At 29.5% G+C, this 15,481-nt stretch carries 13 protein-coding genes; 3 read left to right on the top strand and 10 right to left on the bottom strand.

The annotated features are described in order from the left end of the window. Positions 1 to 1,007 (bottom strand): excinuclease ABC subunit UvrC (gene uvrC, locus ACTF56_RS12205; protein ID WP_438967188.1); only part of this gene is annotated, 1,007 nt, incomplete at its 3' end. Positions 1,008 to 1,099: 92 nt separating this feature from the next. Here uvrC and ACTF56_RS12200 point away from each other — a divergent pair. Next, entirely contained in the window at positions 1,100 to 2,071 is a 972-nt protein-coding gene (locus tag ACTF56_RS12200) for a succinylglutamate desuccinylase/aspartoacylase family protein (protein ID WP_438967187.1), read from the top strand. Next, entirely contained in the window at positions 2,064 to 2,633 is a 570-nt protein-coding gene (locus ACTF56_RS12195; RefSeq protein ID WP_438967186.1) for a 5-formyltetrahydrofolate cyclo-ligase, read from the top strand. The genes ACTF56_RS12200 and ACTF56_RS12195 overlap by 8 nt, the downstream gene beginning before the upstream one ends. On the opposite strand, the gene ACTF56_RS12190 is transcribed toward ACTF56_RS12195, so the two are convergent. From ACTF56_RS12190 to ACTF56_RS12175, 4 genes are read right to left on the bottom strand one after another with little or no spacing between them, the layout of a single operon-like run. After that, positions 2,623 to 5,349 (bottom strand): carboxypeptidase-like regulatory domain-containing protein, encoded by a 2,727-nt coding sequence (locus ACTF56_RS12190; protein WP_438967185.1) that lies wholly within the window; start codon positions 5,347 to 5,349, stop codon positions 2,623 to 2,625. The two genes, ACTF56_RS12195 and ACTF56_RS12190, sit on opposite strands and share 11 nt — an antisense overlap. Further along, on the bottom strand, positions 5,276 to 6,055 hold the full coding sequence (locus ACTF56_RS12185; RefSeq protein WP_438967184.1) for a GLPGLI family protein: 780 nt from the start codon (positions 6,053 to 6,055) through the stop codon (positions 5,276 to 5,278). Before ACTF56_RS12185 ends, ACTF56_RS12190 begins: the two co-directional genes overlap by 74 nt. Beyond that, complete coding sequence (locus ACTF56_RS12180; protein ID WP_438967183.1) at positions 6,043 to 6,801, bottom strand: GLPGLI family protein; 759 nt, start codon at positions 6,799 to 6,801, stop codon at positions 6,043 to 6,045. The genes ACTF56_RS12185 and ACTF56_RS12180 overlap by 13 nt, the downstream gene beginning before the upstream one ends. A 42-nt stretch (positions 6,802 to 6,843) precedes the next feature. After that, a complete protein-coding gene (locus ACTF56_RS12175) occupies positions 6,844 to 7,131 on the bottom strand; it encodes a hypothetical protein (RefSeq protein ID WP_438967182.1) in 288 nt (95 codons plus the stop codon). 140 nt (positions 7,132 to 7,271) lie between these two features. Here ACTF56_RS12175 and ACTF56_RS12170 point away from each other — a divergent pair, with 140 nt between their 5' ends. Continuing rightward, entirely contained in the window at positions 7,272 to 7,625 is a 354-nt protein-coding gene (locus ACTF56_RS12170; RefSeq protein WP_438967181.1) for a helix-turn-helix domain-containing protein, read from the top strand. A 12-nt stretch (positions 7,626 to 7,637) separates the two neighbouring features. Here ACTF56_RS12170 and ACTF56_RS12165 read toward each other — a convergent pair whose 3' ends face one another. The 5 genes from ACTF56_RS12165 to porZ all read right to left on the bottom strand — a co-directional run bounded on the left by ACTF56_RS12165 (position 7,638) and on the right by porZ (position 15,268). Then, positions 7,638 to 8,261: a lipoprotein signal peptidase gene (locus ACTF56_RS12165; RefSeq protein WP_438967180.1), complete on the bottom strand. Its 624-nt coding sequence runs from the start codon at positions 8,259 to 8,261 to the stop codon at positions 7,638 to 7,640. 113 nt (positions 8,262 to 8,374) lie between these two features. Further along, positions 8,375 to 8,755, bottom strand: a complete 381-nt coding sequence (locus tag ACTF56_RS12160; RefSeq protein ID WP_438967189.1) for a TraR/DksA family transcriptional regulator — start codon at positions 8,753 to 8,755, stop codon at positions 8,375 to 8,377. A 10-nt stretch (positions 8,756 to 8,765) separates the two neighbouring features. Then, positions 8,766 to 12,167: an isoleucine--tRNA ligase gene (gene ileS / locus ACTF56_RS12155; protein WP_438967179.1), complete on the bottom strand. Its 3,402-nt coding sequence runs from the start codon at positions 12,165 to 12,167 to the stop codon at positions 8,766 to 8,768. An 81-nt stretch (positions 12,168 to 12,248) separates the two neighbouring features. Beyond that, positions 12,249 to 12,962: a DNA repair protein RecO gene (gene recO, locus ACTF56_RS12150; protein ID WP_438967178.1), complete on the bottom strand. Its 714-nt coding sequence runs from the start codon at positions 12,960 to 12,962 to the stop codon at positions 12,249 to 12,251. Between the two features lie 26 nt (positions 12,963 to 12,988). Then, the gene (gene porZ / locus ACTF56_RS12145; RefSeq protein WP_438967177.1) at positions 12,989 to 15,268 is read right to left on the bottom strand and encodes a type IX secretion system anionic LPS delivery protein PorZ; all 2,280 of its coding nucleotides are present in this window, start codon (positions 15,266 to 15,268) and stop codon (positions 12,989 to 12,991) included. Positions 15,269 to 15,481 lie beyond the last annotated feature (213 nt).

The raw sequence follows: 15,481 nt of genomic DNA, 5'->3' as shown, positions 1-15,481 counted from the left end.
TGTGGAACTGTAATCTTAAAATTTTCGCCTAATGACAATGGAAAGGGAAGTATTATTTCTTTGGAATTCAATTTGAAACGTTCTCTGATTTCAACAACTGCCAATTCTAACAATTCTTCATCGGATTCTTCCAGCTTTTTCTTGATTTCCATTGTATGTGAACGAACGATTGCCCCATGGGAAATTTGCAAGAAATTGACATAAGCCATGGCTTCATCAGAAACAATTGAAAAGACATCAATATTAGATAATTTAGGATTTAATACTGTAGATTTTGCTTGATAATTTTCTAAAACTTCAATCTTTTCTTTGACTTTTTGAGCTGCTTCAAATTGCATATCTTCAGCCAATTCTTTCATTTGAATTTTGAATTCTTTTAAACTGTCTTTAAAATTTCCTTTCAAAATTTGACGAATGGCTTCCACTTGCTTTTGATAATTTTCTTGAGATTCCAACCCTTCACAAGGCCCTTTGCAATTGCCAATATGATATTCCAAACAAACTTTATATTTTCCTGATCTTATGTTCCCTTGAGACAAATCATAATTACAAGTTCGTAAAGGATATAATTCTTTAATCATTTCTAAAATTGTATTTACAATCTTAAAATTGGTATACGGTCCATAATATTCTGAACCGTCTTTAGTTATTCTTCTGGTTGGAAAAATTCTTGAAAAAGGTTCGTTTTTAATGCAAATCCAAGGATAAGTTTTATCGTCTTTTAAGAGAATATTGTATCTAGGTTGTAGTTTTTTAATCAGATTATTTTCAAGTAATAAAGCATCTGATTCTGTGGCAACAACAATATGTTTTATGGAAACAATTTTTTTGACTAAAACACTGGTTTTATAATTATCGAGACTCTTATTAAAATAACTCGAAACTCTTTTTTTTAAGTTTTTGGCTTTTCCAACGTATAAAATCTTGTCGTCTTTATCGTAATATTGATAGACTCCAGGATTATCGGGTAACGTTTGAATTTGAAGTTCGAGATTTGAAGTAGACATTAAAATTGTTTATAAGACAAATTTACACAGATTTTTATTGTGCTACTATTTTTAAATAGGAATTTCTTACTTTTAACACATATTATCATTTTATGAAGCATACTAAAATTATTGAATTATTAGGAGAAACTATTTTGCCCGGTCAAAGCAAGTCGATTGATGTTGAAATTGCCAAATTGCATTCTATGACAAAGCTCAAAATTCCAGTAATTATTGAACGCTCAAAAATTGATGGACCAACTGTTTTGTTAAGTGCTTGTTTGCATGGTGATGAAATAAATGGAACCGAAATTGTGCGACAAATTATTCGCAAAAAAATCAACAAACCTAAAAAAGGAACCATCATTTGTATTCCTATTATAAATATTTTTGGATTCATCAACCAAACTCGAGAATTTCCAGATAAACGCGATTTGAACAGGGTTTTTCCTGGAAGTAAAAACGGTTCGTTAGCTAGTCGATTTGCTCATTTTTTAGTCACCGAAATTATTCCGAAAGTTGATTATGCTATTGATTTTCATGCTGGTGGTGCAAGTCGTTTTAATGCTCCACAAATTAGAATTGTACCTAATAATCCTGAATTAAAAGAATTAGCTGCTCTTTTTAATGCTCCATTTACCTTGTTTTCTAAAAATATTTCAGGTTCTTTTAGAAATACAAGCACCAAGTTAGGTGTCAAAATGCTGTTGTTTGAAGGAGGAAAATCGCTAGATTTAAATGAAATGGTTACCCAAGAAGGTATTGAAGGAACGATGCGTTTTTTAAAGCATCTTGATATGCTAAATCCAAAAAAAGAACTAACTTCTTTTAGTGAAAAGACTATTTTTATTGAAAAATCAAATTGGATAAGAGCTAATTTTTCAGGAATGTTTCATGGATTAATAAAAATAGGAAGTTTTGTAAAAAAAGGGGATGTTTTAGCTATGATTTCTGATCCTTATGGAAAAGTAGAACACAGATTAAAAGCTCCTAATGATGGTTATATCATTAATGTAAATGATGCACCAATTGTTTATCAAGGTGATGCCGTTTTTCATATTTCAACAAAATTAGAGCATGAATAAAAGAGATTTGAGAAAAAAGATGAAAGATGAAAGACAAAAACTCTCACCAAAAGAAGTGGAAGAAAAGAGTTTATTAGTCGCCAATCAGCTATTAAGTTTGGACATTTGGCAAAACACCTATTTTCATATTTTCCTGCCGATTGAAGAACATAAGGAAGTTAATACAGAATTCATTCTAAATATTTTACACTCCAAAGATAAAGAAATTGTGATTTCGAAATCAGATTTTGAAACAACTTCCATGACTCATTTTTTATTGACTGATAATACAAAAATCAAGAAAAACGAATACAATATTCCAGAACCAATAAATGGTTTGACTGTTCCAGCCGAAATGATTGATGTGGTTTTTGTACCACTTTTAGCTTACGACAAGCAAGGAAATAGAGTTGGCTATGGCAAAGGTTTTTATGACAAGTTTCTTTCAGAATGCAAGCCAAATGTTGTGAAGATAGGTTTGTCCTTTTTTGAACCAGAAGAAATTATAGAAGACACGTTTGAAAAGGATGTTAAATTGGATTTTTGTGTGAATACAAAAAAAGTGTTTTCTTTTAAAATCTAAATTCCATTTTTAACAAAACGTATCTTGGCTGCAAACGATATTCTGTTTTTGAAACATTTATATCGCTAATCGAATAATTCTTAAAAGTCTTATTATCAAACAAATTGTTTCCAGATAAAGTAAAAGTTAGTTTATTTTCTTTAACTACATACCTAGCTTCCAAATCTAAAAAATAATAGGTGTTGTTTTGCTTTTCTAGATTTCCAAAATAATAGCGTTCGGTTTGCATTTGAAAATTTATTTTATCATTCATTATAAATGACAAATCTAAAAAACTCATGTTATTTGTAAACGAATTTGATATCGTAGTTATTATTTCATTATAATTCCATTTTGACCCTAAATGATAGTTAAAAATTCCTCTAAAACCAGAACGTAATTCCAATCCATAATTTACAGAATTGCCTTTTATTTCTCTAAAATCTGAATTGTTAACTATATTTTTATAATTCGATTTTGAACCTCCAAAAGTGAATTTTAAGTTTGATGAAATAGCCCTAAAATACTTATCGATGTTTGAAGAAAATGAGAAAAATTCACGATCTTTAATAATGATTTTATCCGTTTGTGAGTAATTTTGATCTAAAATAGAATTGGTGCTAAAAAAATCATGGTTTTTAACGTACATAACAAAAGTATTAGCAAAAAACTTATCCCCCCAATTGCCTAATGTATAATTCAGCATCAAATTAGAAGCTTCTAATTGATTGAATTCTCCTGTTCCTTTAGTAAAGGAACGAAAACCAGTCTGAATATAATTATTATAAACTTCTAAAATAGTTGCATTTGAAGTATTATAAGAATAGGCTGTGTTTATTTTGTTTTTCTTGTTTATTTCCCATTCAAGACCCATTTTTGGATTAATAAAAAAGGGTGTTTGACTTGTTTTTGAATTAGAATTATGCAAACCATTATATAATTGATGAACTTCTAACTCAGAATTGTAGCTAATTTTTTTATATTTGAAAATATATTTACCATTTACATATAAATCATTAGTTTGATATTGTGTTAGATTTTGATAATTTGAAGGTTCGTTTACTATTGTTTCATTATTTTTCAACTGAAAACTTGTAGTTAAAGCATCATTTCTGTATTGATTACCTGCTTTTAATTCCAACAGATTACCGTTCTTTTTTCGGTCTAATATATGTGCTTCAAATCCTGCAAATTGCATTTTATTTTGACTGTTTTGAATCAAATTATTTGCATTATCTGAAAACAAATCTTGATAAATAAATTGATTTACTGCATAATTTTGTGGTGTTTTTTCATTAATATACCTGGCAGAAAGAATAAAAACTTTTTTCTCTTTAAACTTATTCGTGTAAACTGCTTTTTGATCTATTAATTGGTTATTACTATGAAGTCTTTCAGCTAATAAATCATCATTAAACAAAATAGTGCTTTTATTATTTTCGTCAGAATTGTTATACTTACTAGTAATTTCAAATGTTTTTGTTTTTGAAATATCATAGGTAAAATCTAACTTTCCAAAACCAGATTTTTTAGCGTTTTTACCTAAATAATTTTCTTTGTTTTCGAAATTTGTGGCTCCAACTGAAAAACTATTGAAACTATTTCTGTAAAAATTAATTTCATCAGAACTTAAAAATCCTAATGCTTTTAATTTAATTTTAGAACTAATTGTAAAAATAGAGTTTAATGAAAGCATTTCTGCATTATTAAAATTAACTCTATTTTCTTTAAAGTTAGGAGAAGAGCCACCAAGACTAAGCAAAGAAAAAGCACTTTGATTGTCTCCAATACTAGCTGGTTCATTATATCTAAAAGGACGAATAAGATGATTGATGTCTCCAACAGCATCTAAACCAATATTATTGAGATTGGTTAAAAAATAGTATTTATTTTTTTTGCCAAAATTCATTAGATTACTTTTTACTTCATATCTGTTTTCTGAAACAATACCATAACCTAATTGCATGTTTCCAAACCATTGTCTTTTAAAATCGTCTTTTAAAGTAAGATTTAAAGCTACTTTTTCACTTTCTTCTATTCCTTTTAAATGTTTATTGTTAGAATATTTTTGATACAATTCAACTTTATCAATAGGATTTGCAGGCATGTTTTTGGCAAGAATTTTATAGCCTTTTTCAAATAAATCATCACCATCAATCATTACTTTTTCTATTTCTTGATTGCCTACTTTTATAGTACCATCATCAGAAACCGTTAAACCTGGTATTTTTTTTAGTAAATCTTCAACAGTTTGCTCATTGCCTTGAGCAAAAGATTTGGCATCAAAAGTAATGGTGTCTTTTTTAATGGTAATGGGTCTATCTGCAGAAACAATTATTTCGTTAATTTCTTTTGCCTCGTATTCTAAAATTGCGTCTTCAACTAATTCTTTGCTTTCAGAGGTAATGGTAATGTTTTTGAGAAATGTTTTGTGGGAAAGACTTGAAATAAAAAGCAAAAAATCTCCAGTTTTGTCTGTTTTTAGAGTATATTGACCGTTTTCATTAGCATAACAATAAGCAATAATAGCGGTGCTGTTTTGTGGTTTTAAAATAACATTTGCAAATGAAATGGTTTCGTTATTTTTATCTTTAATAGTTCCTTTAATGGTAGTTTGAGAATAAAGAAGACTAGAGAACAGAAAAACTAGAAAATAAAAGTAATTATTCTTTTTCCCATTCGTATATTTTTTCGACACCGAGTCTAATTGTTTTTGAGGAACTTGCTTTAGTACCATTAGGATTTCTTGAATCTAATAATTTATTTTTTTCTTTAATTTCATTATCCTTTTGAACAACATATTCCTTCATTGTAATAAGAGTATTAAGATTTTCAATTTTAAAATCTAAAGTTTCTTTTGTATTATAGGGATAAGTTATTTTTGTAGCACTCCATTTGTAATTAAGCAAGGTTTTTTCTGTATAGACTTCTAAAATTAATCCTGGTAAATTACTAAACTTCCAAGGTCCAAAAGAGATTGGAATCTCTTCTGTAAAATAAGCTACAATATCTGTACCCCTAAAATTACAAGTGGCTTTTGTACATTGAAATCCTAAAATATTTATCTTATCATCTGCAATGATATTCCATTTAAATTGGGGTAAACTATCAATTAAATATACTTTTTCATCATTATCTTTATGTTGAATTTGATAAACAATATCTGAAGCTATTAACTTATAGGTCTCAATTTTATCAAGTATAATGTTTTTTTGTGTAATTTCAAAAGTTCTATTCTCTTCATTTTCAAATATACTATCTTCCGTTTTATTTAAGAGTTTGCGATTGTTAACATATTTGGCGTTTTTATTATTGGCAATTAGTGTTTCTTCGTTCTTAACTATTCCATACTCTAATTTGAAATCTACAGAAACAAATTTTTCTTGAGAAAAAGTAAAGAAAGTAATGAAAAAGACTAAAACTATTGTATTTAATCTTCCCATTCGTAGCTTATTTCCAAGTTAGATTCTTTACCTGCTTTTGTAAAACTTGAAACTTTCATTTCTTTTGGAAATTTTGATGCAATTTTTTTTATTAGTTCCTCTTCATAGGCTTTCTTTAAAGATACAAATTCTTTTAATTCAACTGTTTTGCTGTTAATATCTTCATAATTAAATAATTCTGGATTCTCTTTGTTATTAAAACTTAAAGTAATATTGGTCGCTTTAAATTGAACAGAACCAGTTATGTCGTATGCCTCTAAAACAACTCCTGGTAAATTATTTAACTTCCAGGGCCCTATTCCTACAGGTATATCTGTTGTGTACCAAACTGTGTAAATTCTTCCCCTAAAATTTCCTGTTGCTTTAAAACAATTATAACCTAAAATTTCTTTCTCCTCATCTAATAACTCCCAATCATCTTTGAGATTTTCTTTAACAACATACAAATCATTATCAAGTAAGGTCTTACATACTAACTCTTTTTTTTGTAGATTAAAATAAATTTTATCTTGTAAACTATCGGTTTCCATTTTAATAATTTCTAAGTCTGATTTGCTTTTATCTGCATTATATTCTCCTTGTATAAATAGCGATTTTGAATCGGAAAAATACAATTTTGAAGTCGAACTAACAGGGATTCCAAGTTTAAGAATTGTTACGTATTCAATCTGTCCTATAACTGCTTCATTTTGTGAAAAGTTAGATAGTGTGAAAAACAATAATAAAACAATTAGATTATATTTCATCTTTTTTTATTAAAAACCCCTTACTTGCACAAGGGGTAAAATTTAAAAACTTAATTGAATACCTACAAAACCACCACACATTTCATGATCATCTGGTGCCTCAAGCACAAATTCACCCATTAATGATCCGTCTTTTCTATATACCCCATAGTATATTTTGCATGTAAAATCTTTATTAATAATTTTAATTTTTTCGACCTTTAGGTTTAATTCCAAAAACATATTTAATTCTGTTTTTGTAATTTCTTTAATTTCTAAATGATCTTTTTCATTTGCATTTACAAAACTTACAACTAGTATAAGCGAAAGAGTTAAAAATAATTTTTTCATTTTTAAAAAATTTATGGTTAATAATAAACCAAAATTAATTAGTAACTAATGAAAGTCTTATGCAAAAAACAGATATTTCAAGTCTAATAACGCATAAAAACAAATGTTTAGTATACTTGTAAAACAAAAATACTAAAAATATGAATACAACAGTTGGGACAAAATTAAAAAATTTACGCAAACAAAAAGGTTGGTCTCAAGAGTTGGTGGCAGATAAATTGCATTTGTCGCAATCTGCTTATGCTCGTATAGAAAGTGGCGAAAGTCATTCGTGGGCTAATCATTTAGAGGCTATTTGTAATGTTTATGAAGTTACACCCCAAGAATTATTAAAATGTGACAATGTTATAATAAATAGCCAACAAAAAGGAGGTAATTCAAATAATGCTTTTATAATAAACCAACTTTCAGAAAAACTCATAGAACAATATGAAACTCGGTTAAAAGAAAAAGAGGAACTTATCACTGAACTGAAAGCAAAGCTAAAACTTTAGATAATACATTTTTTATTTCGCCAAAAGATGCTCTTCTCCAAAAGCTTTTTTATTGAAAACAAGTAGTATTCCTACTCCAACAGAAATAGCAAAATCAGCTACATTAAAAATGGCATTAAAAAATTGGAAATTGCCTTCACTATCTGCAAAGGGAAACCAAGTGGGTAGATTTTTAAATTCATAAATAGGAAAGTAAAACATATCTACAACTTCACCATGAAACCAAGTACCATAGGGTTCATCTGAAAAAATAGTAGCCACTTGATGGTAACTGTCATTAAACAAAACACCATAAAAAACAGAATCAATTATATTTCCTAAAGCTCCTGCAAAAATTAAAATAATGGCAACAATTAAAAATTTTGAACTGCCTTTTTTAATAGAATCCTGTAACCACCAAGCAATAGCACCAACGGCACAAATTCTGAATAAAGTCAAAATTAATTTTCCGTAATCACCAGGAATTTCTATTCCCCAAGCCATTCCTTCATTTTCAATGAAACGAATTTGAAACCATTTTAATCCTAAAACATTAATAGATTCACCAATAAAGAAATGTGTTTTTACATATACTTTTGAAATTTGGTCGATTAAAAGTGTAATAAATATAAAGAAATAGGCTTTTTTTAAGGTCATTTTATTTATTTTGAGATGCAAAAGTAAGTATTTTTCAAAAAATAAAATTCCAAATCCCAATTTTTTAAGAATTAAATTGGAAGTTGGAATTTTATAAGTCTAAATTTTTAAAACTAACGTTGCATGTTTTTAGCTTCGATGCTCATAGTTGCATGTGGAACTAGTCTTAATCTGTCTTTGTTGATTAATTTTCCTGTTACTTTGCAAACACCATACGTTTTGTTTTCTACACGAAAAAGAGCGTTTTTTAAATCACGAATAAATTTTTCTTGACGAATTGCTAATGCAGAATTAGCTTCTTTACTCATAATTTCACTTCCTTCTTCGAAAGCTTTAAATGTTGGTGATGTATCATCAGTTCCATTATTTAAATCATTCATATAAGCGCTTTTTATCAAATCTAAATCGGCTTGTGCTTTTTCAATTTTTTTTAAGATTAATTCTTTAAACTCAGCTAAATCTGCGTCTGAAAATCTCATTTTTTCTTCTGTCATCATATTGGTATTATTTTGAGATTACTATTGTTGTTTTAATGTCATCAAACTCAATTTCTGTGCCATTAATCACTTGGTCTACAAAAACTAAACTTTCCGTTAATGTTTCAGATTTGATATAGGCTTCGTTACTCAAAATAGCTTCTTCTAAAATACTGTTTTTTTGTAACTCTACTTTAATCTTATCTGTTACTTCTAAACCACTGTCTTTTCTGATGTTTTGAATTCTATTCACTAGCTCTCTTGCAATTCCCTCTTTTCTCAACTCATCGGTTATTGTTATATCCAAAGCCACTGTGATACCATTAGCATTTGCAACCAACCAACCCGGAATATCTTGAGAAGAAATTTCAACATCTTCTAATGATAAATTTATGCTTTTTCCTGCAATTTCAATCATCAGGCTTCCTTTACTATCTAACTCGTTTATTTGCTCTTTAGAAAATGACTGTATCTCTTTAGAAATCAGACCCATATCTTTTCCAAATCTTGGTCCTAATGCTTTAAAATTCGGTTTAATTTGCTTAACCAAAACTCCTGAAGCATCATCTAAAAGTAGGATTTCTTTCACATTAACCTCAGCTTTAATTAAGTCAGACACAGCTTCAATTTCAGCTTTCTGCGATGCGTCAAGTATTGGAATCATTACCTTTTGCAACGGTTGGCGTACTTTAATCATCTCCTTTTTTCGTAATGATAAGACTAAAGAAGAAACCGTCTGAGCTTTCATCATTTTGCTTTCCAGCGATTTATCAACATATTTTTCAACAAATTCTGGAAATTTTGCCAAATGTACACTGTCAAAATTTTCTGAATGTGTAGTCTGTGTTAAATCTCTGTAAAGCTTGTCCATAAAGAATGGAGCTATTGGAGCCGAAAGTTTAGCCACATTCAACAAACAAGTATACAAGGTTTGATAAGCTGCAATTTTATCGGTTCCATATTCACCTTTCCAAAATCTTCTTCTACATAAACGAACGTACCAGTTACTAAGGTTTTCTTGAACAAAATCAGAAATAGCTCTTGCCGCTTTTGTTGGTTCGTAATCAGCATAGAAAGTATCTACATCTTTCATCAAAGAATTTAATTCCGATAATATCCAACGGTCAATTTCTGGTCTTTCTTCTAATGGAATTTCAGCTTCATCATAAGTGAAATTATCAATATTAGCATATAAACTAAAAAATGAATACGTATTGTATAATGTACCAAAGAACTTACGACGAACTTCTGCAACACCTTCTATATCAAATTTTAAGTTATCCCATGGATTTGCATTAGCAATCATGTACCAACGTGTAGCATCTGGACCATATTCTGCCAAAGTAGTGAATGGATCAACAGCATTTCCTAAACGTTTAGACATTTTTTGACCTTCTTTATCTAAAACCAATCCGTTTGAAACTACATTTTTATAGGCAATTTTATCAAAAACTAAAGTTCCGATTGCATGCAAAGTATAAAACCAACCACGTGTTTGATCAACACCTTCTGCGATAAAGTCAGCTGGAAAATCTTGATTTCCATCAATTTTCTCTTTGTTTTCAAATGGATAATGCCATTGAGCATAAGGCATCGAACCAGAATCGAACCAAACGTCAATTAAATCACTTTCGCGTTTCATTGGTTTACCTGAAGCAGAAACTAATATAATTTCATCAACTACATTTTTATGTAAATCAACTAAATCATAATTGGATTCGTCCATATTTCCGATTTGAAATCCTTTGTATGGATTTTCAGTCATGAAACCAGCAATAATTGATTTTTCTATTTCGTTGTATAATTCTTCTACAGAACCTATTAAAATTTCTTCCGTTCCTTCTTCATTTCTCCAAATTGGCAATGGAATTCCCCAATAACGAGAACGAGATAAGTTCCAATCATTGGCATTTTTTAACCAATTTCCAAAACGACCTTCTCCAGTAGATTTTGGCTTCCAGTTTATAGTTTCGTTTAAATCGAACATTCTATCCTTTACTTCTGTAATTTTTATGAACCAAGAATCTAATGGATAATATAAAATTGGCTTGTCTGTTCTCCAACAATGTGGATAACTGTGTACATATTTCTCCACCTTAAAAGCCTTGTTTTCTTCTTTTAATTGGATAGCAATTTCCACATCAGCTGAACGCTCAGGAGCTTCACCATCGTTGTAATATTCGTTTTTAACGTATTTACCAGAATAATCACCTAAACCTTGGATAAATTTTCCTTGTAAATCCACTAAAGGCACTAAATTATCATTAGCATCTTTTACTAACATTGGAGGAATTTCTGGAGAAGCTTCTTTGGCGACTTTAGCATCATCTGCTCCAAAAGTTGGTGCTGTGTGAACGATTCCTGTTCCATCTTCTGTTGTAACGAAATCACCAGAAATTACTCTAAAAGCATTTTCTGGATTGTCGTTTGGTAAAGCCAATTTCATCAGTTGTTCGTAACGAATTCCAACTAAATCACTTCCTTTAAAATCTTTTAAAACTTGAAAAGGAATTTTTTTATCTCCTTCTTTAAAATTTTCAAAATCATGAGCTTCAGAAGATTCAAAGAAATTTTTAGTGAACTGTTTTCCAACTAAATTTTTAGCTAAAATTACTTTTGTTGGCCTAAATGTATATTGATTGAATGTTTCTACCAAAACATAATCAATTTTTGGCCCAACTGTTAAAGCGGTGTTTGAAGGTAAAGTCCAAGGAGTTGTCGTCCAAGCTAAAATATGGATGTCTCCAAATCCAGTTAAAAATTCTGGTAGTGATTCATTTATAGCTTTAAATTGAGCTACGACTGTTGTGTCTGTAACATCACGATAAGAACCTGGTTGATTTACTTCATGAGAAGATAAACCTGTTCCTGCTTTTGGAGAATAAGGTTGAATGGTGTAGCCTTTGTATAACAAATCTTTATTATAAATTTGCTTCAACAACCACCAAACGGTTTCCATGTACTTAGATTTGTAGGTCACATATGGATCTTCCATATCTACCCAATAACCCATTTTTTCAGTAAGGTCATTCCAAACATCAGTGTAACGCATAACGGTTTTTTTACACGCTTCGTTATATTCTGATACAGAAATTGTTTTTCCAATATCTTCTTTGGTGATTCCTAGTTCTTTTTCAGTTCCCAATTCAACTGGTAAACCGTGTGTATCCCAACCGGCTTTACGTTTTACTTGAAATCCTTTTTGAGTTTTATAGCGACAAAAAATATCTTTAATAGCACGAGCCATCACGTGGTGAATTCCTGGCAAACCATTTGCAGAAGGTGGTCCTTCAAAAAACACGTATGGAGTAGCTCCTTCACGCGAAGTGACTGATTGTTCAAATATCTTATTTTCTTTCCAAAAATTAAGGGTTTCTGATGCTACCGTTGGTAAGTCAAGTCCTTTATATTCAGTAAATTTTGTGCTCATTTTGTTGTTTTCTTAAATCAATTTGCGAAAGTAGTCATTTATAGTAAAAAGGCAAAAGCCAAAAGGCAAAAGTTACTTGTTTTAAGAAAAAACTTCTTTTAAAACGTCTAATGATTTTGGTTTTTTGAATCCGTCAAGATGAATTGCGTAATAATTAAGAAGAATTTTGAGTAATAATTGCCTTTCTACAGCTGCAAAATTCAATTGTACATCATCAAATTTTAAGTCGATTAATCGGTTTAGTAAATTTGTTTCATGTTGAGACAAACAACTGGTTCCTTGAAAAAGAGAAAAAACACCATCAATTGTTTCAAAATAAGGCCATTCTCTTTCAGAAATATCAGGATAAAAACCTAAATATTTTGTCATTTCTAACAATAAAATCAAATGAAAATTAGAAACCTCATCATGTGTATCTAACCATTGAAATGCTGTTTCTAGAAACTCAAATAGATTTTCATTTTTTTCTTCTTCCTTTATCGAATGATGCAAAACTTCTGAAAGAAAAATTACAATGGTACTTTTAAAAATATTGGTATTAATACTTTGGTAAGGAAATGCCAATTTAATTTCTTTGAAATGTTCTAAAGCACCTTTATTTTTGTGATTGGCCTCAATTTCTAAAATATTCAAAGGTTGAAAATACGCGATTTTTTGATTGTTTTTTTGAGTTGAGAAGGCATTTCTTACAAAATAAGACTTTAATCCGTCCGATTGCGTAAAACATTTGACAATTAGACTTTTCTCTTGAAACTTTAGTGTTGAAATAACAATTGCTTTGGTTTTGACCAACATTGGAATTTAGATTTTTCTATTGGGATTTACCTAACAATCATTACTTTTTTGACTTTAGTTTCTAAGGCATCTTCTGAAGAAATAAAAATTAAATAAACTCCTGATGCTACTTTATATTTTCCAAATGCTGTTGTATCCCATTCAATGGTTCCACCAGCTGAAGTAGTTTCATGAACCAAGTTTCCTTCAACATCGGTAATCTTAATGTTTGCTCTATCTAAAAGACCAGTAATTTTAACTGTTCCGTTATAATTTGGTCGCACTGGATTAGGAAAAACAATCACATTAGACAAATCGTCTTTTCCTTTTGTATTGGAACCTAAAAAAGAAATCATTCCTTTGTCTGTAGCAAAATAAACTTCACCACTAACATCATCAATTTCAATATCAATTACATTATTACTTGGCAATGGCGAATTTTCTTTGGTAAAACGATATAAAGTAGATTGACCGTTTGGAGAAACCAAAAACACACCAGCATTTGCAATGGAAACCCATTTATTATTTGCTCCATCAACTGCAATATCTAAGATAGATTGTTGGAAAAACAATTCTTGAGCTAAACCATCTTCTTCAATAATAATTGCTGTTGTAGTGATTTCGGTATCGTTTAAAAATTTATCAACTGAAGATATAATTCTTAGTCCATAAAAAGTTCCAATCCATAACTGATTTCTTTTATCTATTGCAAGACATCTAACATCTTTACTTGGAAGATTTCCTTGATCTTCTTCATTTATTAAAATTATTTTATTATTCAAACTTTCATTAAATGCTACTAATCCATTTTCCCAATGACAAGGAAGCCATTTGGTATTGTTTTTATCGATTACTAATGGAGCATATCGTTCTGCTTCAGTTTGTTCTAAAAAAGCAGACATATCATACGATTGCCATTGGTTATTTGTTCTTAAAACTTTTAGCGATTTTTTTATAAACGAGTTAGTAACCCAAACATTTCCTTCTTTATCAAAAGCTGGTCCATTAATACGAACCGAAATATAATTGGGATCAACTAATTCTTGATTTTGTAAGCCATTTGGACCTGTATTAGACTCGTCATAAAGAGTAAATTCGTCATCTTTTAGTTTTAACATTCCGTCATGATGTGAGGCGAAATAAATTTCATTTTCATCGTTAGGATTTACCGAAATATTAGAAATTGTGGTTACGCCTAATAATTCACTAAAAGGAATCGTTTCCCAACCGGTTTCGCTTGAGTATTTACTTATACCTTCTTCCAATAAATTAGGACTGTAGGTTCGATCATAACCTCCATAAACAGCCCATAAATAATTAGACGTTTTTTTAACTCTAAAAAGAAGGTTTCTATGAGGGCCATTGGGAGAAAGGGAAATAAAATCAGAAGAATTGTTCAAGGAAGTTTGAAACAAACCTTTACTTTTAGTACCAATATATAAATTGTTATTTTGAGTAATGGCACAAGTAAAAACATTAGTTTGATCGGGAATTTGAGTAACTTGGTTGATTACCGAAAACAAAATATCTAAAACGTAAACATTATTATTACTTGTAATGATTAAATGATCTTCGTTAGAAATAAATTTTAATGAAGGTTGATTCAACGAAAATACCGTTTGAAATGAAGTTCCGTTATGTTTTTGAACGGTGTTATTAGCATTAAGTGCAACTAATTGATTATTAAAATTTGTAATGGCTGTCCATGAACCTAAATCAAAATTTTGCCATTGATTAAAATCTATTAAGTTTGGATTAGTAACCGCAGCTCGTTTAATACCAAAAGATTGAGTAACAGCGTATATATCACCATTGTAAACCGTCGTTTGGTTTATAACTATAGGTTCGCCACTATTGCCAATATAAAAAGTGTCTTCAAACTCCAAATTACCTAATTTTAGTACCGAAATTCCGTAATCTGTGGCTATATAAACTTTGTCTTCATGTTCTAAAAAATGATTGATTTTTTTATTATTTGGTGGCACAGGTACTTCATTAATAACATCAATTTTGTTGATGATTGTTCCATCGTCTTTAACAACAATAATTAATCCGTTGGTATTTCCTACCAAAGTTAAATTATAATCTGCACTATAATAAATCGCCGAAATATCTGAAGGTCTAAAACCATCAATAGAATTTCTAATTTGAAGCTCGTTAGTTATTGCATTTTTAGAAAAAAGGGAATTTTCTGTTGCGGCAACAACGATATTTTCTCCAAAACTAATGTCTTTAATTTCATTGTACGAAAAATAACCTTTCCATAGTTCATTGGTTTGTGAAAAAGACACCATTGTAAATAAGAGAAAAAATAACTGTTTTTTCATAAGTAGCTCGTCAATTTTTTTTATTCATGCTTTGTGTTAATGAAAATACCGCTTTGAAATAAGCATATTAAAAACAATCAAAATCATGAAAATAATTTTCTTTTTAGCAAATATAGTTATAAACGCACAAAGTAAGTTTGACTAGTCCTAAATAATCGATACAGATTATTAAACAAAATTAATTAATTAAACACTTGCAAAAACGTTTTTGCA

This window comes from Flavobacterium sp. (assembly GCF_965657075.1).
Taxonomy (GTDB): Bacteria; Bacteroidota; Bacteroidia; order Flavobacteriales; family Flavobacteriaceae; genus Flavobacterium.
The sequence above is the reverse complement of the archived record's forward strand: the minus strand, read 5'-3'. Positions and strand labels throughout refer to the sequence as shown.

Coding starts and splice junctions, on each gene's coding strand:
- ACTF56_RS12200 (WP_438967187.1), top strand. CDS start 1,100: ATGAAGCATACTAAAATTATTGAATTATTAGGAGAAACTATTTTGCCC.
- ACTF56_RS12195 (WP_438967186.1), top strand. CDS start 2,064: ATGAATAAAAGAGATTTGAGAAAAAAGATGAAAGATGAAAGACAAAAA.
- ACTF56_RS12190 (WP_438967185.1), bottom strand. CDS start 5,349: ATGGTACTAAAGCAAGTTCCTCAAAAACAATTAGACTCGGTGTCGAAA.
- ACTF56_RS12185 (WP_438967184.1), bottom strand. CDS start 6,055: ATGGGAAGATTAAATACAATAGTTTTAGTCTTTTTCATTACTTTCTTT.
- ACTF56_RS12180 (WP_438967183.1), bottom strand. CDS start 6,801: ATGAAATATAATCTAATTGTTTTATTATTGTTTTTCACACTATCTAAC.
- ACTF56_RS12175 (WP_438967182.1), bottom strand. CDS start 7,131: ATGAAAAAATTATTTTTAACTCTTTCGCTTATACTAGTTGTAAGTTTT.
- ACTF56_RS12170 (WP_438967181.1), top strand. CDS start 7,272: ATGAATACAACAGTTGGGACAAAATTAAAAAATTTACGCAAACAAAAA.
- ACTF56_RS12165 (WP_438967180.1), bottom strand. CDS start 8,261: ATGACCTTAAAAAAAGCCTATTTCTTTATATTTATTACACTTTTAATC.
- ACTF56_RS12160 (WP_438967189.1), bottom strand. CDS start 8,755: ATGACAGAAGAAAAAATGAGATTTTCAGACGCAGATTTAGCTGAGTTT.
- ileS (WP_438967179.1), bottom strand. CDS start 12,167: ATGAGCACAAAATTTACTGAATATAAAGGACTTGACTTACCAACGGTA.
- recO (WP_438967178.1), bottom strand. CDS start 12,962: ATGTTGGTCAAAACCAAAGCAATTGTTATTTCAACACTAAAGTTTCAA.
- porZ (WP_438967177.1), bottom strand. CDS start 15,268: ATGAAAAAACAGTTATTTTTTCTCTTATTTACAATGGTGTCTTTTTCA.